General features: G+C 59.2%; 16 protein-coding genes and 1 rRNA gene. 10 read left to right on the plus strand and 7 right to left on the minus strand.

Annotated elements, in window-relative coordinates; translation table 11 throughout:
• Window positions 1-153 precede the first annotated feature (153 nt).
• Window positions 154-269 (plus strand): 5S ribosomal RNA (gene rrf / locus BLU71_RS03465).
• 192 nt (window positions 270-461) lie between these two features.
• Window positions 462-2,354, plus strand: coding sequence for a penicillin-binding protein 2 (gene mrdA / locus BLU71_RS03470; protein WP_083352296.1), 1,893 nt, complete (start codon window positions 462-464; stop codon window positions 2,352-2,354).
• A 42-nt stretch (window positions 2,355-2,396) separates the two neighbouring features.
• On the opposite strand, the gene BLU71_RS03475 is transcribed toward mrdA, so the two are convergent.
• Both BLU71_RS03475 and BLU71_RS03480 read right to left on the minus strand, forming a co-directional pair.
• Window positions 2,397-2,801 (minus strand): lysozyme inhibitor LprI family protein, encoded by a 405-nt coding sequence (locus tag BLU71_RS03475; RefSeq protein WP_042609017.1) that lies wholly within the window; start codon window positions 2,799-2,801, stop codon window positions 2,397-2,399.
• A gap of 42 nt (window positions 2,802-2,843) precedes the next feature.
• The gene (locus tag BLU71_RS03480) at window positions 2,844-3,764 is read right to left on the minus strand and encodes an ADP-ribosylglycohydrolase family protein (protein WP_083352297.1); all 921 of its coding nucleotides are present in this window, start codon (window positions 3,762-3,764) and stop codon (window positions 2,844-2,846) included.
• 175 nt (window positions 3,765-3,939) lie between these two features.
• On the opposite strand from BLU71_RS03480, the gene BLU71_RS03485 reads away from it, so the two are divergent.
• A complete protein-coding gene (locus tag BLU71_RS03485) occupies window positions 3,940-4,428 on the plus strand; it encodes an SRPBCC family protein (protein ID WP_064365374.1) in 489 nt (162 codons plus the stop codon).
• Window positions 4,429-4,749: 321 nt separating this feature from the next.
• Here BLU71_RS03485 and acnA read toward each other — a convergent pair whose 3' ends face one another.
• Complete coding sequence (gene acnA, locus BLU71_RS03495; protein WP_065615870.1) at window positions 4,750-7,491, minus strand: aconitate hydratase AcnA; 2,742 nt, start codon at window positions 7,489-7,491, stop codon at window positions 4,750-4,752.
• A 222-nt stretch (window positions 7,492-7,713) separates the two neighbouring features.
• Here acnA and rlmM point away from each other — a divergent pair, with 222 nt between their 5' ends.
• On the plus strand, window positions 7,714-8,787 hold the full coding sequence (gene rlmM / locus BLU71_RS03500; protein ID WP_042609022.1) for a 23S rRNA (cytidine(2498)-2'-O)-methyltransferase RlmM: 1,074 nt from the start codon (window positions 7,714-7,716) through the stop codon (window positions 8,785-8,787).
• Window positions 8,788-8,949: 162 nt separating this feature from the next.
• On the plus strand, window positions 8,950-9,198 hold the full coding sequence (gene tusA / locus BLU71_RS03510) for a sulfurtransferase TusA (RefSeq protein WP_042609023.1): 249 nt from the start codon (window positions 8,950-8,952) through the stop codon (window positions 9,196-9,198).
• Between the two features lie 47 nt (window positions 9,199-9,245).
• Here the strand turns inward: tusA and BLU71_RS03515 are convergent, their stop codons facing one another.
• Window positions 9,246-10,655 (minus strand): MATE family efflux transporter, encoded by a 1,410-nt coding sequence (locus BLU71_RS03515; RefSeq protein WP_083354297.1) that lies wholly within the window; start codon window positions 10,653-10,655, stop codon window positions 9,246-9,248.
• A 160-nt stretch (window positions 10,656-10,815) separates the two neighbouring features.
• On the opposite strand from BLU71_RS03515, the gene pdxB reads away from it, so the two are divergent.
• Window positions 10,816-11,958 (plus strand): 4-phosphoerythronate dehydrogenase PdxB, encoded by a 1,143-nt coding sequence (pdxB, locus tag BLU71_RS03520; protein WP_083352299.1) that lies wholly within the window; start codon window positions 10,816-10,818, stop codon window positions 11,956-11,958.
• Between the two features lie 167 nt (window positions 11,959-12,125).
• On the opposite strand, the gene BLU71_RS03525 is transcribed toward pdxB, so the two are convergent.
• Window positions 12,126-12,305, minus strand: a complete 180-nt coding sequence (locus tag BLU71_RS03525) for a PA1571 family protein (RefSeq protein WP_042609025.1) — start codon at window positions 12,303-12,305, stop codon at window positions 12,126-12,128.
• A gap of 258 nt (window positions 12,306-12,563) precedes the next feature.
• On the opposite strand from BLU71_RS03525, the gene BLU71_RS03530 reads away from it, so the two are divergent.
• A complete protein-coding gene (locus BLU71_RS03530; RefSeq protein WP_162276420.1) occupies window positions 12,564-14,348 on the plus strand; it encodes an ABC transporter transmembrane domain-containing protein in 1,785 nt (594 codons plus the stop codon).
• 56 nt (window positions 14,349-14,404) lie between these two features.
• Window positions 14,405-15,433 carry a Fic family protein gene (locus BLU71_RS03535; protein WP_083352301.1) on the plus strand — a complete coding sequence of 343 codons (1,029 nt, stop codon included), beginning with the start codon at window positions 14,405-14,407 and terminating at the stop codon, window positions 15,431-15,433.
• Window positions 15,434-15,536: 103 nt separating this feature from the next.
• Here BLU71_RS03535 and BLU71_RS03540 read toward each other — a convergent pair whose 3' ends face one another.
• On the minus strand, window positions 15,537-17,465 hold the full coding sequence (locus tag BLU71_RS03540; RefSeq protein ID WP_064365368.1) for a transglycosylase SLT domain-containing protein: 1,929 nt from the start codon (window positions 17,463-17,465) through the stop codon (window positions 15,537-15,539).
• Between the two features lie 214 nt (window positions 17,466-17,679).
• Here BLU71_RS03540 and BLU71_RS03545 point away from each other — a divergent pair, with 214 nt between their 5' ends.
• Window positions 17,680-19,602, plus strand: a complete 1,923-nt coding sequence (locus BLU71_RS03545) for an ATP-binding cassette domain-containing protein (RefSeq protein ID WP_083352302.1) — start codon at window positions 17,680-17,682, stop codon at window positions 19,600-19,602.
• A gap of 190 nt (window positions 19,603-19,792) precedes the next feature.
• Here BLU71_RS03545 and BLU71_RS03550 read toward each other — a convergent pair whose 3' ends face one another.
• Window positions 19,793-20,230 (minus strand): universal stress protein, encoded by a 438-nt coding sequence (locus BLU71_RS03550; protein ID WP_042609030.1) that lies wholly within the window; start codon window positions 20,228-20,230, stop codon window positions 19,793-19,795.
• 103 nt (window positions 20,231-20,333) lie between these two features.
• Here BLU71_RS03550 and BLU71_RS03555 point away from each other — a divergent pair, with 103 nt between their 5' ends.
• A complete protein-coding gene (locus tag BLU71_RS03555; RefSeq protein ID WP_042609031.1) occupies window positions 20,334-20,771 on the plus strand; it encodes a hypothetical protein in 438 nt (145 codons plus the stop codon).
• Window positions 20,772-21,100 lie beyond the last annotated feature (329 nt).

Here is a 21,100-nt window from a genome sequence, read left to right on the forward strand (position 1 = left end):
ACACCCAAGCAATTTGCTGACCTGAGAAGGCACCAGATTGCGGTGTGTGAAGACGAAACGAACCGAAAGTTCGAAACGCACAAACACCGAAAACTATCACATACCCAATTTGCTGAAGCGAGGCCCTCTGGCCACGATTCAGTACCCGAATTTCTTGACGACCATAGAGCGTTGGAACCACCTGATCCCATCCCGAACTCAGCAGTGAAACGATGCATCGCCGATGGTAGTGTGGGGTTTCCCCATGTGAGAGTAGGTCATCGTCAAGATTAAATTCCGAAACCCCAATTGCGAAAGCAGTTGGGGTTTTGTTTTGCCTGCGAGAAAGTTTTTCACAGCGCCACCGGGGAAATACATCCTGAAGTGGACGGCCAGTTTTGGTATGGTGCAGCTCGTTTTTTAACGGACTGATGTCCTGCCCATGGATCGGCACTCATTTATGTCGAAGAGTTGCTGTAGAAATGCCTGAACCAATCCCGATCAAGGACCATGAAAAAGAGACGCGGCTGGTCAACAAACGCTTGATTGCCTGTGCTCTGTTCGTCTTTGCCATCAGCTGTGCTCTGGTGGTGCGTCTGTATATCCTTCAGGTGGTGGAATTCGACTACCACTCGACCATCTCCGAAAATAACCGTGTGCATGTCCTGCCGATTCCGCCGACGCGCGGATTGATCTATGACCGCAACGGTGTACTTCTCGCCGACAACCGTCCCAGCTACAACCTGACCATCACTCGTGAGCGTGCAACTGACGTCAATCAGGAATTGGACGAAGTCATCAACTTGCTGCACTTGCCTGCTGAGGACCGCATGGTATTCGACAAGGCGATGAAGCAATCCCGGCATCCGTTCACACCGGTTACCCTGTTTTATGAGCTGACGGAAGAGCAGATTGCCGTCCTGGCGGTCAATGAGTTCCGCCTGCCGGGCCTCGATGTCGAACCGCAGTTTGTCCGGCACTATCCCCTTGGCGCGCATTTCGCCCATTCAATCGGTTATGTCGGTCGGATCAACGAGAAAGAATCGAAGGCTCTCGACTCCGTTGAATACCGTGGTACGCAATCCATCGGTAAAACCGGTATCGAGCGCTTCTATGAAGCGCAGCTGCATGGCCATGTCGGCTATGAAGAAGTCGAAACCAACGCTCAAGGAAGAGTGCTGCGGGTGCTCAAGCATACCGACCCGGTGCCAGGCAAAAACATCGTCCTCAGCCTCGATGTGAAACTGCAGGAGGCCGCCGAAGCTGCTTTGGGCGATCGTCGTGGATCCGTGGTTGCTCTTGATCCGTCCACGGGAGAAGTACTGGCGATGGTCAGCAACCCCAGCTTCGATCCGAATCTGTTCGTCACTGGCATCAGCTCAAAGGAATATTCGGCCCTGCGCGATTCCATCGACCGGCCGCTGTTCAACCGCGTATTGCGCGGCTTGTACGCCCCCGGTTCGACGATCAAGCCGGAAGTCGCCATCGCAGGTCTGGACGCAGGCGTCGTGACCCCGCAAACACGCGTATTCGATCCCGGTTATTACCAACTACCGGACTTCGATCACAAGTACCGCAACTGGAACCACATTGGTGACGGCTGGGTGGATATGGACGCGGCGATCATGCGATCCAACGACACCTACTTTTACGATTTGGCGCACAAGCTTGGCATCGATCGCCTGCACGACTACATGGCGATGTTCGGTCTCGGTGAAAAGGTCTCGCTCGACATGTTTGAAGAGTCCCCCGGTCTGATGCCGTCGCAGGCTTGGAAACGCGCAACGCGGCGGCAGGCATGGTATCCCGGTGAAACCGTTATCCTGGGCATCGGCCAGGGCTACATGCAGGTCACACCCCTGCAATTGGCCCAAGCTACCGCACTGATCGCCAATAAAGGGATATGGAATCGGCCGCATCTGGCCAAATCGGTCGACGGCGTAGCGCCGGTTGACGAGCACCCGATGCCGAACATCCTGCTCAAGGATCCGCGTGATTGGGAGCAGGTCAACCATGGCATGCAGATGGTCATGCACGATGCTCGAGGCATTGCCCGAGCAGCCGCTGCGGGCGCGCAATACCGCATTGCCGGCAAAAGTGGTACGGCGCAAGTCGTGGCGATCAAGCAGGGGGAGCGCTACAACCGTGAGAAAACCCTTGAGCGCCACCGTGACAACGCCCTGTTCGTAGGATTCGCGCCGGCAGAGCATCCGAAAATCGCCATCTCGGTAATGATAGAGAACGGCGAGGCCGGGGGGCGGGTCGCAGGGCCGGTAGTCCGGCAGATCATGGATGCCTGGTTACTCGATCAGGATGGTCATCTCAAGCCGCAATACGCCGCGCCGAGCAAAGCCCCGGGCGACCCCCACGTCTAAAGCGTAGTAGCTTCATGGCACAGGCTCCAGCGGAGCCTGTGATTACGCACCGGGTACCGGGCAACTCATGTCGCCTTCCTCACATTTCAAATATTGCTTGAGCGCTTCGACACGCGTCTTGGTCATGCCCGTCAGGCAATCGCTGTAAATCAATGGATAAACACTCCCGCCCGCCACTCCTGATGCCGAAAACTTGCATTCAGAGTCGCGGAATCCAATCCATGCCCGTTGCGCGCCCACCAGCAGCTTCTTGCCGTCCGGATTGTCTTTCAAGCGGCCGGTGATCTGCTGGTAAACCGCATTCAATTCCTTGTCTGCCGCTTTAAAGGCTTGCCCCGCACACTGATTCATTGTCGCTTGATCACTGGCATTGGCGCAGTCAACGGCGGCGTGGACGAATGGGGAAAAAACAAAGGGCGCAAAGGCCAGAAGCAGTCGTACTGACATAAGGTTCTCGCTGTACCGAATGGAAAAGTGCAAACAGTGTAGCTAGGGTTGAGTGCGTAACCTGGAAGCTTCCAGCAGGCGATCCGCAGTGGCGGCGATTTCCTCGCGTTCATGCAGCCGCTCCAGCCAGTGCTCGGGAATCGCCCGAGTGCCGTAATAAGCACCTGCCAACTGACCCACGATAGCAGCGGTTGTATCCGCATCATCACCGAGATTGGCTGCTTGCAACACCGCGTCGGCGTAGGTCTGCGTGTGGTGGAAGCACCACAGCGCGGCTTCCAGCGATTGGACGCTATAGCCGCTGCCCTTGATTTCAGTTTCCCCTTTGTCGAGGTATTCACCCCGTGCGATCGCAGCCACCCCCGGCTGGGAAAGCGCTAGCAGTGGCGCCCGGCGAAGCTGGGTTTTCTCCGCACCCTCAAGGGCTCTTGCGATCAGATCAGCCAGCAATTGGCAGCACTCGATTGCCTCCGGCGCGGCATGGGTTGTGCGTGAGCTGTCAGCAGCGAAGGTCTGTACCTGTCGTACATCGGGAAAATAAAACAGCACGACGGGGGCCAGTCGCATCAGCGACCCGTTGCCAGCAGTCAACGGATCAGTCGAGCCGGCAAAAGGCTCCCCGGTGCGCTGGTACTGTTGCAGCGCCTGGCTCACGGTCATACCGATGTCGAAACATTCACCGGTAGAACTCAGGTATCCCCATTTCCACCAATTGAGATAGCGGCCCATCTGATCAGCCGCATCGAAGCCGTTTTTGCTCAGCAGGCTCTCGGCCAGACACAGCGCCATTGAGGTGTCATCGGTCCATTGCCCCGGTTTGAGCTGAAACGGGCCACCGCCGACCATATCACTCATCGGCCGGAATGATCCTCGCGGTTGGAACTCGACCGTGGTGCCGACCGCGTCGCCGCAAGCCAGGCCTAGAAGGGCGCCGCGATAACGATCGGCTAGAGAGGGCTGCATGGTTCGTCCTTGTTTCTGCGAATTCGCTGGCAAGATAGCAGGTCAATCGGCGCTGATTACAGAGCGCAAACTACGGCAGAATGTGTCTGCACGAGTCAAAGCTGCAGCGCTTGGATACAACTTCCCATTGGACATGTGGTCATACAAGCCTAGTGTTCAGAACAGGAGGTGACGTATGAAACCAGTACCTAACAGTTTCGAACGCAAAATCAAGCTCAAGGCGTCGCGTTCCCACGTCTGGCGTGCATTAGTCGATGCCGAGGCGTTTGGACAATGGTTTGGCGTGGCGCTCGAGGGCCGGCGATTCATCGCTGGCGAATGGACGCAGGGCCAGGTCACGTACCCCGGTTATGAACACGTATTGTGGAACGTGCTGATCGAGCGGGTCGAGCCGCAGCAGTTGTTTTCTTTCCGCTGGCATCCGTATGCGGTCAACCCGAAGATCGACTACTCGCAAGAGCCCACCACCCTGGTCAAGTTCGAGCTGCAGGATTTCGAGGACGGTACGTTGCTCAAGGTTTCGGAATCCGGCTTCGCCCACATCCCCGATGTTCGCCAGAAAGAGGCGTATTACATGGACAGTCGCGGCTGGGAGGAACAATTGAGCAGGCTTGAACGGTTCCTCGCTGAAAGCGCCAAGGCCCGTGAAAGCGGTAGTGCCTGACAGGTCTAAGGGTTTTCGGAAGTGTTTGTATGGCGAATGTCTTACACGCGTTGGTAGCTTTTACGACTATTGCTGATTGGATCCACTGGGTAATCTACACACATCAACTGAGACACAGGGAGTGTTTCAGGATCATGGATGATCGACCATTTGCAAGGATCGCTACCGACAGGGAGTCGATAATGGTCTTGGGAAAAACCCGCTTCGGCGGGTTTTTTTTCGTCTGCACGTAGGAGCTGCCGAAGGCTGCGATCTTTTGATCTTGCTTTTAAAAGCCTAATCTCAAAAGTCGCAGCCTTCTGCTCACGCAAATGTCACCCGTTACGAAGCAATCAACTGCCGCAACACATAATGCAGAATCCCCCCGGATTTGAAGTACTCAACCTCGTTCAACGTATCAATCCGGCACAAGACCTCGACCTTCTCCTGACGCCCGTCCTCGCGAGTAATCACCAGAGGCAGATTCATCCGCGGCGTCAACTCGACACCGCTCAGCCCCTGAATCTCGAATGTTTCCTTGCCAGTCAGATTGAGACTCTTGCGATTCTGGTCAAGCTTGAACTGCAACGGCAGCACACCCATGCCCACCAGATTGGAGCGGTGAATGCGCTCGAAGCTTTCCGCAATGACCGCTTTGACCCCCAGCAGATTGGTACCTTTTGCCGCCCAGTCACGGCTTGACCCTGTGCCATATTCCTGTCCGGCAATCACCACCAGCGGAGTGCCCGAAGCCTGGTACTTCATGGCTGCATCATAAATGGCCATTTTTTCCCCGGTGGGAATGTAGAGGGTGTTGCCACCTTCCTCGCCCCCGAGCATCTCGTTGCGAATACGGATGTTGGCAAACGTGCCGCGCATCATCACTTCATGATTGCCGCGACGTGAACCGTAGGAGTTGAAGTCGCGAGGCTCGACGCCTTTTTCCTGCAGATAACGCCCGGCCGGGCTGTCGATCTTGATATTGCCGGCGGGGGAGATGTGGTCTGTGGTTACCGAATCACCGAGCAGGGCCAATACCCGTGCGCCTTTGACATCTTTGACCTCCGGCAGGGGGCCGGAAATGTCGTCGAAGAAAGGCGGATGCTGAATGTAGGTCGAATCGTCCTGCCACACGTAAGTGGCCGCTTGCGGCACCTCGATGGCTTGCCATTGCTCATCACCGGCAAACACTTCGGCGTATTCCTTGTGGAACATCGCCGTATTGACCTGATTCACCGCCTCGGCGATCTCTCGGCTGCTCGGCCAGATATCGCGCAGATACACCGGATTACCCTGCTGATCCTCACCCAGTGGTTCGCTGCTGATATCGGTGCGCACGCTACCCGCCAATGCATAGGCGACGACCAGCGGTGGCGAGGCCAGCCAATTGGTTTTCACCAGCGGATGCACGCGACCTTCGAAGTTGCGGTTGCCGGACAGGACCGACGCGACCGTAAGATCGGCTTTCTGAATGGCTTTTTCGATCGGCTCCGGCAGTGGCCCGGAGTTGCCGATGCAGGTGGTGCAGCCATAGCCGACCAGAGAAAACCCTAGTTGATCAAGGTATTGGGTCAGCCCGGCAGCCTTGTAGTAGTCGGTGACGACTTTCGACCCGGGAGCCAGCGAGCTTTTGACCCACGGTTTGCGCGTCAGGCCTTTTTCCACTGCTTTTTTCGCCAGCAACCCGGCCGCCATCATCACGCTCGGGTTGGAAGTGTTGGTGCAGGAGGTGATCGCGGCGATGACCACGGCGCCGTTTTTCAGGCGATAGGTTTTGCCCTCGTATTCATAATCCGCTTCGCCCACCAGATCGGCATTGCCCACGGCGACGCCGCCACCGCCCTCGCTTTCCAGGCGTCCTTCTTCTTTGCTGGTGGGTTTGAATTGCAGGTCGACAAAGTCACTGAAGGCCTGCGCAACGTTCGGCAGCGAGACGCGATCCTGCGGGCGCTTAGGTCCGGCCAGACTGGCTTCGACGCTGCCCATGTCCAGCGCCAGGCTGTCAGTGAACACCGGCTCCTGACCCGGAAGACGCCACAGACCTTGAGCCTTGGTGTACGCCTCGACCAGTTTCACCACTTCCGCTGGCCGGCCGGACAGGCGCAGGTATTCCAGGGTGACATCGTCCACCGGGAAGAAGCCGCATGTCGCCCCGTACTCGGGAGCCATGTTAGCGATGGTCGCGCGGTCGGCCAGTGGCAGGTCGGCGAGGCCGTCGCCATAGAACTCGACGAATTTGCCGACCACGCCTTTCTTGCGCAGCATCTGCGTCACGGTCAGCACCAGGTCGGTCGCGGTGATGCCTTCCTTGAGCTTGCCGGTGAGTTTGAAGCCGATCACTTCCGGAATCAGCATTGACACCGGTTGCCCAAGCATCGCCGCTTCCGCTTCGATCCCGCCGACGCCCCAGCCGAGTACGCCGAGGCCGTTGATCATGGTGGTGTGGGAGTCGGTACCGACCAGCGTGTCGGGGAAAGCGTAGGTGCGGCCGTCCTCTTCTTTGGTCCACACGGTGCGACCGAGGTACTCGAGGTTGACCTGGTGGCAGATGCCGGTGCCCGGCGGTACCACGCTGAAGTTATCGAACGCACTCTGGCCCCAGCGCAGAAACGCATAGCGTTCGCCGTTGCGTTGCATTTCGATGTCGACGTTCTGTTCAAACGCACTGGCGCTGCCAAACTTGTCGACCATCACCGAGTGGTCGATTACCAGATCCACCGGTGATAACGGATTGATCCGTTGAGGATCACCGCCAGCCTTGGCCATCGCCGCACGCATGGCGGCGAGGTCGACCACGGCGGGGACACCGGTAAAATCCTGCATCAATACGCGCGCCGGGCGGTACTGGATTTCCCGATCGGAGCGGCGCTCCTTGAGCCAGGCAGCAAGGGCCTTGAGGTCGGCACCGGTCACGGTTTTTTCGTCTTCCCAGCGCAGCAGGTTTTCCAGCAGTACCTTTAACGACATCGGCAGCCTGTCGAGGTCGCCCAGGCTTTTGGCGGCTTCCGGCAGGCTGAAATAATGGTAGGTCGTGGCGTCGATTTGCAGGGTTTTCAGTGATTTCAGACTATCGAGGGACGGCATTACGATCACTCCTTTGAGTCCGCACGGCTACGGACTGAGGGGACGGGCAGAGCATTAAACCTAGCTCTGTTTTGAGTAGCTGGCTAATAACTGGACTCTATGGGCGGAACCAAGGTTCCGACTTCGGCTATCATGCGCCGGTTTTCGTGACAGGCATTGCGGCAACGCAAGGCTTGAGCATCGCGCAGCGGCCGAATCATCGAGCGCTGCCCAGGAGTAAGAATGAACACCCTATTCATGCATTGCCGGCCCGGCTTCGAAGGCGAAGTCTGTTCGGAAATTTCCGACCTCGCCGCCCGTCTCAACGTCGCCGGCTACGCCAAAGCCAAAACGGCCGCGGCCTGCGCCGAGTTTGTCTGCACCGAAGCCGACGGCGCCGAACGCCTGATGCGCGGTCAGCGTTTCGCCGAACTGATCTTCCCGCGGCAGTGGGCGCGCGGCTTTTTCATCGATCTGCCGGAAAACGACCGGATCAGCGTGATCCTCGCGCACATGGCCGATTTCCCGGTGTGTGGCAGTCTGTGGCTGGAAGTGGTCGATACCAATGATGGCAAGGAGCTGTCGAACTTCTGCAAGAAGTTCGAAGGCCCGCTGCGCAAGGCACTGACCGCCGCCGGAAAACTGGTGGAAGACGCCAGCAAGCCGCGTCTGTTGCTGACCTTCAAAAGCGGCCGCGAGGTGTTTCTTGGCATGGCCGACGCCGGTAACTCGGCAATGTGGCCGATGGGCATTCCGCGCCTGAAGTTTCCCCGCGAAGCGCCCAGTCGCTCGACCTTGAAGCTGGAAGAGGCGTGGCACCACTTCATTCCGCGTGATCAGTGGGAAGATCGCCTGCACAGTGACATGACCGGCGTCGACCTCGGTGCCGCGCCGGGCGGCTGGACCTGGCAACTGGTCAACCGTGGCATGCTGGTCACCGCCATCGACAACGGCCCGATGGCTGAAAGCCTGATGGAAACCGGGCTGGTCCAGCATCTGATGGCGGATGGTTTTACCTTCAAGCCGAAACAGCCGGTTGACTGGATGGTCTGCGATATCGTCGAGAAACCGGCGCGCAATGCCGCGATGCTGGAAGAATGGATCGGCGAGGGACATTGCCGCGAGGCGGTGGTCAACCTGAAGCTGCCGATGAAACAGCGTTATGCCGAAGTGAAGCGTCTGCTGGAGCGTATTGCCGATGGTTTCAAGGCGCGCGGGATCAAGGTTGATATCGGCTGCAAGCAGCTGTATCACGACCGCGAAGAAGTGACCTGCCACTTGCGTCGGCACGACAGCAAAAAAGCCAAGTCCCGCTGAAGCAGCGCAAACCCTTGTGCGAGCGAGCCTGCTCGCGAAAGCGTCTTGTCAGCCGACACCAATGTTGGATGAAACAGCGTATTCGCGAGCAGGCTCGTTCCCACATGGGTTGGACGATATCCGGCAATGCGCGACAATGCAGGCCAGTTTCTGGAGTGAACCATGAGTGAAATGATCGATACCCCGGTCGACCGCACCCTCGACGCCACCGGCCTCAATTGCCCGGAACCGGTGATGATGTTGCACCAGTACATCCGCGATCTGCTGCCCGGCGGCCTGCTCAAGGTGATCGCCACGGACCCCTCGACCAAACGCGACATTCCCAAGTTCTGTGTGTTCCTCGACCATGAACTGGTGAGCCAGCATGAAGAGGCCGGTACTTATCTGTACTGGATTCGCAAGAAGTCCTGACTCTGGGCAAAAAAAGACCTGCAAATGCAGGTCTTTTTTATGGGTGATCAACCCGCCGAACGACTGATCCGAATCCGCTTGCGCGCACTGCGCGTCAGACGGATCGAGAGCATCAGCGCCGCGCAGCTCAGACCGACGATCAACCCCTGCCACAGGCCGCTCGGGCCACGTGGCGCGCCGAGCCAGTCGGTCAGGCCCAACGCGTAACCGACCGGCAAGCCAATCCCCCAGTAAGCGAACAGGGTCAGGATCATCGTCACGCGAGTGTCCTGATAACCACGCAACGCGCCGGCAGCAGTCACCTGGATCGCATCGGAAAACTGGAACAGCGCCGAATACACGATCAGCATCGCCGCGATGTGAATCACCGTCGGATCGGCGGTATAGATCGCTGCAATTGGCTCGCGCAGCAACAGCATCAGACTCGCCGACAGGCAGGCGTAGGCCAGGGCGGTGCCCATGCCGACTCCGGCGGCAAAACGCGCCTCCCGCGGTTCTTCGCGGCCCAATGCCTGTCCGACACGCACGGTGACCGCCATGCCCAGCGAATACGGAATCATGAACACCAGCGAGCTGACGTTCAGTGCAATCTGATGCCCGGCCACCACCGTCGCGCCGAGGCTGCCGATGAGCAGGGCGATCACGGCGAAGATGCTCGATTCGGCAAACACCGCGATGCCGATCGGCAAACCAATCGACAGCAGACGCTTGATCACCGCCCACTGCGGCCAGTCGAAGCGACTGAACAGCTCGCTCGAACGATAGGCCGGCGCCCAGCGTTCGTAACCGGCCAGACCCAGCGCCATCATCCACATCACGATTGCCGTGGCCCAGCCGCAGCCGACGCCGCCCATGGCCGGCACGCCAAAGTGGCCATAGATGAAGATGTAGTTCAGCGGGATGTTCAGCGCCAGACCGCACAGGCCCAACACCATGGCCGGGCGGGTGCGGCCAATGCCGTCACTGGTGCAACGCAACACGTGATAGAAGGCCACCGCCGGCAAGCCGCTGGCGATGCCGTGCAGGTATTGCATGCACGGGCCGATCAGCTCTGGGTCGACCTTCATCAGGTGCAACACCGGTTCAGCGGCGACCAGCATCGAGGTGGCGATCAATCCCACCACCAATGCCAGCCACAGCGCCTGACGCACGATCGGGCCGATCTCGCTGTGCTTGCCGGCGCCGAAACGTTGCGCCACTTTCGGCGTGGTGGCGAGCAGAGTGCCGGTCATCAACAGAAACACCGGCACCCAGATCGAGTTGCCCAACGCCACCGCCGCCAGATCCTTAGGCCCGACGCGCCCGGCCATCACCGCATCGACGAAGCCCATGGCCGTGGTCGCCAGTTGCGCGATGATGATCGGCAGGGCCAGGGCGAGCAGGTTTTTCAACTCCAGGCGAATCCGCGCAGGGCGGGTCAGGGAGACGGCGACAGGTTGGTCAGTTACAGGGTTCACAGGCAAAGCGTCCAGAAAGTAGTGATGCGCGAGGCGGGGCATTCTACGCCGCTGACGCCCCGGTCAGGAAAAATCCTCTGTTGCGTATTTGTAAACGCAAAGCCTGCTGGCTGATCGACGCGTCTGCACCTAAACTGCCGATCCGCCCAAGGAGCCCGCCATGCTGATTGTTGCCGATGAAAATATCCCGCTGCTCGACGCCTTCTTTGCCGGTTTCGGTGAAATCCGCCGGGTCCCGGGCCGCTCCATTGACCGTGCGACGGTCGAGCAGGCCGATGTGTTGCTGGTGCGTTCGGTGACCAACGTCAACCGCGCGCTGCTTGAGGGCAGCAAGGTGCGCTTTGTCGGCACCTGCACCATCGGCACCGACCACTTGGATCTCGATTACTTCAACGAGGCCGGGATTACCTGGTCGAGCGCGCCGGGATGCAACGCTCGGGGTGTGGTCGATTACGTACTGGGCAGTCTGATGACACTGGCCGAAATCGAAGGGGTGGATCTGACTCAGCGTACCTACGGCGTCGTTGGCGCCGGTGAAGTCGGTGGTCGCTTGATCAAGGTCCTGAAGGCCTTGGGCTGGAACGTCAAGGTGTGCGATCCGCCGCGTCAGGCTGCCGATGGCGGCGAATATGTCAGCCTCGAGCAGATCATCCAGCAGTGCGACGTGATCAGTCTGCATACGCCACTGACCCGTAGCGGCGACGATGCAACGTGGCATCTGTTCGATCAACAGCGTCTGCGGCAACTCAAGCAGGGTGCGTGGCTGATCAACGCGGCGCGCGGCCCTGTGGTGGACAACGCAGCGCTGCGTGAGGTGCTGCTCGAGCGCGAGGACCTGCAGGCAGTGCTCGATGTCTGGGAAAAGGAGCCTGAAGTCGATGTTGCGCTGGCCGAACTCTGTGTATTGGCCACGCCACATATTGCCGGTTACAGCCTCGATGGCAAGCAACGCGGGACTGCGCAAATCTATCAGGCTTACTGCGCGTTCATCGGGCAGCCCGCAGATATCCAGCTCAGTGATCTTTTGCCGGCAGCGTGGCTGTCGGAAGTTTCCCTGCACGGCGGCAGTGACCCGGCGTGGGCGCTGGCGATGTTGTGCCGGGGCGTGTACGACCCGCGCCGCGATGATGCGGATTTCCGCCGCAGTCTGGTGGGAAATGTCGCTGAACAGCGTGCGGCGTTTGATGTGTTGCGCAAGCAGTATCCGGTGCGACGCGAGATCGAAGGGCTCAAGGTGCGGATTGAAGGGGATGGGCCGGCGTTGCGCCAGATTGTCGAGGCGCTGGGGGCTGTGGCTGTCTAGAAACCGAAGCGGCTCATTCGCGAGCAGGCTCGCTCCCACAGGGATCTTCAATGAACATCCGATTTGTGTGGGAGCGAACCTGCTCGCGAAAGCGGCACCCCCGATCCTGAATTGCAGACAGAAAAAAACCGGCCAATCAGGGCCGGGTCAGGAAGACAGTGGCTATATCACTCTTGTTCGGCAGGCTTGACCAATCGCTTCTCCAGTTCGCGGCAAGCGTCCTGGATCATGTTTTCAGTGATCGGTACTTCGCGGCCCTGTTCATCGATAATCGAGCAACCCAGAGACTGGTCGGGTTGGGTGCGGATCACTTCAATCTTGTCTTCGCTGCTGTGTTGCAAGGACATGGCCTGTCTCCTCATCAGGTTGTGTGCCTAAGTTAAAACCGCCACGTGACCAGGCTGTGACAACTCCCTGCGGTCTGTCGGCGGGCGGCATCTCTACTCAAACAGAAATGACCGCTCGTCTCAACCGCAACCTTAGACCAATCGTTTCTAGCATCCGGACATCCCGGGCATATTTAACCTGACTCATTGTGATTTACAGAGTTCCACCCCATGTGAGTCTGTGGGCTGGCCCGATCCATTTGCGCAGACGTGAACTCCATGATCTCCATGCTTTCCTCCCGACACCGGCGCGCCCTGCGCCTGACCAGTCATTTTCTCCTTCCATATCGCTGGCATGCCTTCGGCGCGTTACTCGCGCTGATCGTCACGGCCGGCATCACCTTGTCGATGGGGCAGGGCATCAAGTTGTTGGTGGATCAGGGCTTCATGACCCGATCGCCGCATCTGCTCAATCAGTCCATCGGCATTTTCATGCTGCTGGTGCTCGGGCTGGCGCTGGGCACTTTCGCCCGTTTCTATCTGGTGTCGTGGATCGGCGAGCGGGTGGTCGCCGACATTCGTCGCCAGGTTTTCAACCATCTGGTGTATCTGCATCCGGGCTTTTATGAGGACAACCGCAGCTCGGAAATCCAGTCGCGCCTGACTGCCGACACCACGCTGCTGCAATCAGTAATCGGCTCGTCGCTCTCGCTGTTCCTGCGCAATTTGCTGATGGTGATCGGCGGTGTGGTGTTGCTGTTCATTACCAACCCCAAACTCACCAGCATTGTCGTGATTGCGCTGCCGCTGGTGATCGCGCCGATCCTGATTTTCGGCCGCCGCGTGCGCAATCTGTCGCGCCAGAGCCAGGACCGCATCGCCGATATTGGCAGCTACGTGTCGGAAACCCTGGGCCAGATCAAAACCGTGCAGGCCTACAACCACCAGGTGCAGGATCAACAGCGCTTCGCCTCGACCGTCGAGCAGGCGTTCGACACCGCGCGCAAACGGATTTTTCAGCGGGCGTGGTTGATCACCTTGGTGATTGTGCTGGTGTTGGGCGCGGTGGCAGTGATGTTGTGGGTCGGCGGCATGGACGTCATGGCCGGGCGGATTTCCGCCGGAGAACTGGCGGCATTCGTTTTTTACAGCCTGATCGTCGGCAGTGCGTTCGGCACATTGAGCGAAGTGATCGGTGAGCTGCAACGCGCTGCGGGCGCCGCCGAACGCATCGCAGAATTGCTGCGTTCGGAAAACATCATCCAGCCACCGGTGACCGGACTGGTTACTTTGCCAGCCCGAGTCAAAGGTGAGCTTGAACTGCGCGATGTGCGCTTTTCCTACCCGTCGCGTCCGCAAAGCTACGCAGTCGATGGCTTGAATCTGACGGTCAGGGCGGGCGAAACCCTGGCGTTGGTGGGACCGTCCGGCGCGGGCAAGTCCACGGTCTACGACCTGTTGCTGCGCTTCTACGATCCGCGCGAGGGCCAGATTCTGCTGGATGGCGTGCCGCTCACCAGCCTCGATCCGCTGGATCTGCGCCGCTGTTTCGCACTGGTCTCGCAAACCCCTGCGCTGTTCTTCGGAAGTGTGGAGGAGAACATTCGCTACGGCTGCCCAACCGCCACGCTGGAGCAGGTCAAGGAAGCTGCGCGAATCGCCCACGCCCACGATTTCATCGAGCAAATGCCTGATGGTTATCGGACTCATCTGGGCGATGGCGGTCTCGGGCTGTCAGGCGGTCAGCGCCAGCGCCTGGCCATTGCTCGCGCCCTGCTGGTGGACGCGCCGATCCTGCTGCTGGACGAAGCCACCAGCGCCCTCGACGCACAGAGCGAGCATCTGATCCAGCAAGCCTTGCCAACGCTGATGGAAAACCGCACAACGCTGGTCATCGCCCACCGGCTGGCCACCGTGAAGAACGCTGATCGAATTGCAGTGATGGATCAAGGCAAGCTGGTCGCGGTGGGGACGCACCAGGAATTGATCGCCAGCAACCCGCTGTACGCGCGCCTGGCGGCGTTGCAGTTCAATGATGGCGATGAGACGAGCAAACGGGACTGATACATCGCGCCTACATCGGGCATCATGACGAACTGCATGATTGCTGGGATGAGGATATGAGTCGTTATCAGCCGCCGCTGACCCTGACTGCACGAATGATTACCTTGATCGCTGACATCAGCGAACAGATAGGTCAGCTCCTGGCTGTAGACGACAGCAGGCAGACGCCTCAGCTCCGTCGAAGCAATCGAATCCGCACGATTCAGGCGTCGCTGGCTATCGAAAACAATACACTGAGCGTTGAGCAGGTCACCGCGGTCATTGCCGGACGCAGAGTCCTGGGGCTGCCCAAAGAGATACAGGAGGTCCACAACGCTTTCGCGGCTTATGAGTTGTTGGCCGCTTGGAATCCGGCCAGCAAGGCTGATCTTTTGCGGGCCCACGAGCTATTGATGAAAGGTTTGATCGAAGAATGCGGGCAACTTCGCCGTACAGGCGTTGGCATCTATCGAGGCGATCAGTTGGTGCACATGGCGCCGCCCCCGAGCCGGATTGCGGATCTGGTCGATGACCTCTTGGCATGGCTTGGCTCATCTGATTGGCATCCGTTGATCATCAGTTGTGTCTTCCATTACGAATTCGAGTTTATTCATCCTTTCGCGGATGGAAATGGGAGGATGGGGCGTCTCTGGCAAACGCTGATTCTCAGTCAGTGGCGACCGGTGCTTGCCTACCTGCCAGTTGAGGCGGTTATCCGAGATCAACAGGACGCCTATTACGCTGCGCTCTCGACAGCGGACCGGACGGCAGAATCGACGCCGTTTGTTGAATACATGCTGCAGGCGTTGAGCCTTGCACTGCGCGAAGCCGTCGAAAGCGAGTCTGTGACCGACCCAGTAAACGACCTAGTAACCGACCCAGTAAAGAGGCTGTTGCTAACGTTGGAAAACCGAGCGCTGAAAACCAGCGAGCTAATGGGCGAGTTGGGCCTTAGACATAAAGCAACGTTTCGATCCAACTACCTTAAACCCGCGCTGGTAGCGGGATTTGTAAAGATGTCGGATCCTCGAAGCCCGAACAGTCCAGTTCAGAAGTATTTGCTCACCGAAACGGGCAGGCTCAAGATTGGGCTGGCGAAAAGATAGATCTGCAGCAAAAAAAATGCCCGCATCGCGTGCGGGCATTTTTTGAAAAGCCAGATCAAAAGATCGCAGCCTTCGGCAACTCCCGCCTGACCGGGATTACCGGTTATTGATCATCAAAGTACCGCTCATGCCAATCCACCAGCGGTTGCGGCGAGTTGAGCTTTTGACCGTAGATCACCGAGTACGACAGCACGTTCTGCACGTATTGCCGGGTTTCGTCGAACGGGATGCTTTCCACCCAGACGTCGAAGCTCAGGTGATCGGCGCCGCGCAGCCACTGACGCACGCGGCCGGGGCCGGCGTTGTAAGCGGCGGAGGCGAGCACGCGGTTGCCGTTGAACTGGCTGTGTACCTGGCTGAGGTAGGCCGCGCCGAGCTGGATGTTCTTGTCTGGATCGAGGACTTGCTGGGGCGAGGCCAGTGGAATGCTGAACTTGCGTGCGGTCTCCTTGGCGGTGCCGGGCATCAATTGCATCAGACCGCTGGCGCCGACGCCGGAGCGTGCGTCGTCCATGAATGCGCTTTCCTGCCGGGTGATAGCGAACACCCAGCTCGAATGCAGCCCACGCACCTTGGCTTCGCGCACGAGGGTATCGCGGTGAGCCATCGGGAAGCGGATGTCCAGATCGTCCCAGTACTGCGCCTGACTAATGGTGCGAATCGCCGGGAAGTACCACTTCAGGTCGTAGGCCAGTTTGGCCTGAGCGACCATTTCATCGCGGTTGAAATGACGGCTGACGTGATACCACTCGCGACGCCCGTCGACGATCTGGCCGCGTGCATGAAACTCCAGCGCGCGGCGTACGCCCGGGGTGTTACGCACTTTATTGATCAGCGCCTGGCTGAGCACCAGTGGCTTGTTGTTCAGCGAGTAAGGCGACTGCGAGCGGTCTGCGGCGAGGAAGCCATAGAAGTCCCGTTCCCGCGCCAGATTCTTGTACAGGGTCAGCGCTTGCGGGTTCTGCGGCTGGGCCAGTTCCAGGCTGCGCGCCTGCCAGTAGCGCCAACGGTTGGTGGTAGCCAGATCTTGCGGCAGGCGTTTGGTCAGTTCGTAGGCATCGTTCCAGCGTGCCAGACGCAGCAGCAGGCGCAGGCGCCATTCCGAGACGGTGTTGTCGCGCAGCTCGGGATCGTATTTGGTCATTACGTCCAATGCGCGGCTGTCGAAACGGCGGGCCAGGGTCAGGCCGATCTCACGGGCGATCGCGACTTTTTCATCACGAGAAAAATGCATGCTGCTGGCGTAACCGTCGAGCAAGGCCATGGCCTTGTCCGGGTCCTGCCTGGCGAGGCGACGCAGGCCGAGGCTGACCACGTCGGACATCGGCTCGTCGGCCGGTGTAAAGCGCGACGGCTGATTGAGCAGTTCGGGTTTCTGCGCCACGTCGACCAGCAAACGACCGCGCGGGGCGAGGGTGGTCAGGCCGTTGATCAGACTGTTGGCCAGCGGATAATTGCGTGCTTGCGCGGCGAGCTTGGTGCGCTCCCAGCGTTTCTGCTCGGTGAGCTGGCCGTCGGCAGCCCAGATGCCGAACAAGGCATCACAGGCGGCCGGTTGCGATTTGCCGGTCAGCCAGAGCTTTTCCGCGCTGGCATAGCCTTCGGCTTTCTTGTCGTGGCTGATCTGGTACTGCGCGTTGAGGCAGTCGAGCTCGGTGAAATTCAGCTTCGGATCGTAGTACTTGACGAAGGTCGCCCAGTCGCCGCGGTCCGCGAGCCAGCGCAACCAGCGCAGTTTCATCCAGTTGGCTTGCGGCAGGTCGCCGTGTTCGGCAAGGAATTTCTCGATCTCCGCATTGCTCGCCGTCTTCAGGCGCGCTGTCAGTTCGTCGTAGGCCAGGTACGGTTCCAACGGATAATCGGCTAGCGCCTGGCTGTAGCGGAAATACGGGCCGGTATCACCCTTGGCAAGGGCGCGTTTGGCTTCATCGTAATACTGGCGCTGGGTGGAAAGGTCCACCGCCTGGACGGATTGAGCGGCAGCGGCGGTGAGTAACAAGCAAGACAAAACACTGAAAAGGCGACTGCGCATGAGACATCCGGGCAGAGAAATCATGACAAGTGCTGACCGAAATCCGCACTGAATTGCCTGTAGCTTAGCCTTTTGCCAGCAAGCGGCGAAAGCTTTGCGAGCCTCGCTGCACAAGTTCGCAACAAATGTTGTGCAGAGTGCTTCGACCGACAAATTGCCGGCCTGCTGAAGCCCCAAGTCGGGTAGAATGCGCCCCCGGTTTTTGGAGAAGCTCATGACCCTGCTCAAATTCAGCGATGTGTCCCTTGCGTTCGGCGCTATGCCGTTGTTGGACAAGGTATCCTGGCAGATCGCCCGTGGAGAGCGGGTGTGCATCATCGGCCGCAACGGCACTGGCAAATCCAGCATGATGAAACTGGTCAAGGGCGATCAGAAGCCCGATGACGGCTCGGTTTGGCGTGCCCCCGGTCTGAAAATCGGCGAATTGCCGCAAGAATTGCCGGTGGCCGACGACCGGACGGTATTCGATGTGGTGGCTGAAGGCCTCGACGGCGTCGGCGCGTTGCTCGCCGAATATCATCACCTGAGTCAGAACATCGTCACCGACGCCGATCTGGACAAGCTGATGCACGTCCAGCACGACCTCGAAGCCCGTGACGGCTGGCGCTTGCAGACTCTGGTCGACAGCACCCTGAGTCGCCTGCAACTGCCGGCCGACAAGACCCTCGCCGAGTTGTCCGGCGGCTGGCGTCGTCGGGTGCTGCTTGCGCAGGCCCTGGTGTCCGAGCCGGACCTGCTGCTGCTCGACGAACCGACCAACCACCTGGACATCGGCGCGATCGCCTGGCTCGAAGAGGCACTGAAGGATTTCCAGGGCGCCGTGCTGTTCATCACGCACGACCGTTCCTTCCTGCAAAACCTCGCCACGCGCATTCTCGAACTGGATCGCGGCGGCCTGATCGACTGGAACGGCGACTACGCCAGTTTCCTCGTGCACAAAGAGGCGGCGCTGGCCGCTGAAGAAACCGCCAACGCGCTGTTCGACAAGCGTCTGGCTCAGGAAGAAGTGTGGATCCGTCAGGGCATCAAGGCCCGGCGTACCCGTAACGAAGGCCGCGTGCGTGCACTTAAAGCCCTGCGCGTCGAGCGCAGTGAGCGTCGCGAGCGTACCGGCAAAGCCAACATCCAGCTGGAAACCGCCGACAAGTCCGGCAAGCAGGTGATGGTGCTCGAGAACGTGAGCTTCGCGCATCCGGGCGGGCCGTTCCTGATCAAGGATTTCTCCATGGTCCTGCAGCGCGGCGACCGTATCGGTCTGCTCGGCGCCAACGGTACCGGCAAGACCACACTGCTGAAGCTGATGCTCAGCGGTCTGCAACCCACCAGCGGCAAGGTCGAAGAGGGCACGCGCATCGACGTGGCCTACTTCGACCAGTTGCGCCATCAGCTGGATCTGGAAAAAACCGTGATCGACAACGTCGCCGAAGGTCGCGACTTCATCGACATCGACGGGCAGAGCCGCCACGTGCTGAGTTACCTCGGCGACTTCCTGTTCAGCCCGCAGCGTGCGCGCACGCCGGTCAAGGCGTTGTCGGGTGGTGAGCGAGCGCGTCTGTTGCTGGCGAAGCTGTTCAGCAAACCGGCCAACCTGCTGGTACTCGACGAACCAACCAACGACCTCGATGTGGAAACCCTTGAACTGCTCGAAGAAGTGCTGCTGACCTTCAACGGCACCGTGCTGATGGTCAGCCACGACCGGGCATTCCTCGACAACGTGGTGACCAGCACTCTGGTTTTCGAAGGTGAAGGCAAGGTTCGAGAATATGTCGGCGGCTACCAGGACTGGATCCGTCAAGGCGGTTCGCCGCGCCTGCTGGGCGTGACTGAAAGCAAGTCGGGCAAGGCGGACCTGAACTCGGCAGTGGTTACCGCTGAACCTGCTGTGGTTGCTGCGCCAGGCGCTGCTGCACCGGCTGCCAAGAAGAAGCTGAGCTACAAGCTCCAGCGTGAGCTGGAAGCCTTGCCGGGCGACATCGACGCCAAGGAACAGCAGATTGCGGCGGTTGAGGCGGAAATGGCTGAAGCCGGTTTCTATCAGCGTCCGCCGGCGGAAACGGCCAAGGTGATAGCTTCGCTGGAGCAACTGCAGGCCGAGCTGGATGCGTTGGTGGAGCGTTGGGCCGAGCTGGATGCCTGATTGATCCTGATATGAAAAAGCCCGGCGCTTAGTAATGAGCGCCGGGCTTTTCATATGTAATGCGATAAAGGATGAATCAAATTACCTGTGGGAGCGAGCCTGCTCGCGAAAGCGGTGTGTCAGGCAGCACTCATTTTGAATGCGCCGACGTATTCGCGAGCAGGCTCGCTCCCACAATGAGCAAGACAAGTCAGCGTTTGACCAGGTGCACCGCCAGTACATCGCAAGGCGCACCGTGCAGCACGTCATTCGCAGTCGAGCCGAGCAATAGCGCCAAACCATGACGGCCGTGGCTGCCAACCACAATCAGATCGCACGCCTGGTCTTTGGCGAAGTGGTGGATTTCCTGGCGTGGCTGGCCGTAGGTCAGGTGGCAATTGGCGCCTTCGAGTTCGGGATATTTTGATTTCAGTTTTTCCAGGCGCTCCTTGGCCTGATCGAACTGCTGTTGTTGCAGTTGTGACAGGTCCATCGGCACGTCGCCACCGAAGGCCATGGCCATCGGTTCAACGATGTGCACCAGCGACAACTTGGCACCGTTGCTCACCGACAGCTCGCGGGCGCGGTGGATCACAGGGTCGCACTCTTCGGTCAGATCTACAGCGACCAGTATGTGGTGGTAGGGCATGAGGTGCTCCTCCTGAGGGTTCGATATTGGTAAGTATGGCTGGTTTCAAGCGCATTGGTTCGCTAGTGACACAATGGGCTCATCAAAAATCGGGAGTACAGATATGACGGTCTGGCTGGTGGTGTCAATCCTGCTGGTAGTTTTAAGTCCGCTGGCATGGTTGCGCCCATCGCGTACACAGAGCGGGCGCATGGCCCTGCGCATGGAAGCGCGGCGCATCGGCCTGGCCATGCAGCTGGCGCCGCAGGAGTGGCCGCACTGGCTGTTGCCTGAGCCGCCGAATCCCTGCGCCCAGTACCACCGGCCGCGGCGTGGCAGTCAGCCGGCGTGCTGGACCTACTGGCAGAAGACTCCCGGAGTCTGGGTCAATCAGTGGCAGGAAGTCTGTGATGAGCGGACGCTGCTGGATTATTTCGAAAAATTGCCGGGCAATGTTTTCAAGATCGAAGCGGACAGGCAGATGATCGCCCTGTACTGGGGCGAGAAGGGTGAGGCGACAGTTCTGCAGGACATTGATGCGACGCTGAAAGCGCTCGCGTGACGTGGCGATTTTTCTCACTGCAACGGTGTGATGCGTCCGGCAGACGCGCATTAAAAAGCCCGACATGATTCGTCGGGCGGGTTGGCCAGGCAGGCCGGTAAACTTTTTCGCGGCAGGCGCTTGGTTCGCCTCGGCAAATTCTCTGAAGTCCACCTAGCGTAGCCTTCTGAACAGGGCACGTCGGGAATTAGGGCGACTTTTCTAACTATTGATTCTATGAATAGCTGACCATGCGGGCGCGTGTTGCTGCTCATCATGGTGCAGAAATGACTGCAAAGTCGCGTTTCAGCCCGAATTTAGGGCGATTGACAATTGTCAGAAATTCCGTG

This window comes from Pseudomonas moraviensis, from assembly GCF_900105805.1.
Classification (GTDB): domain Bacteria; phylum Pseudomonadota; class Gammaproteobacteria; order Pseudomonadales; family Pseudomonadaceae; genus Aquipseudomonas; species Aquipseudomonas moraviensis_A.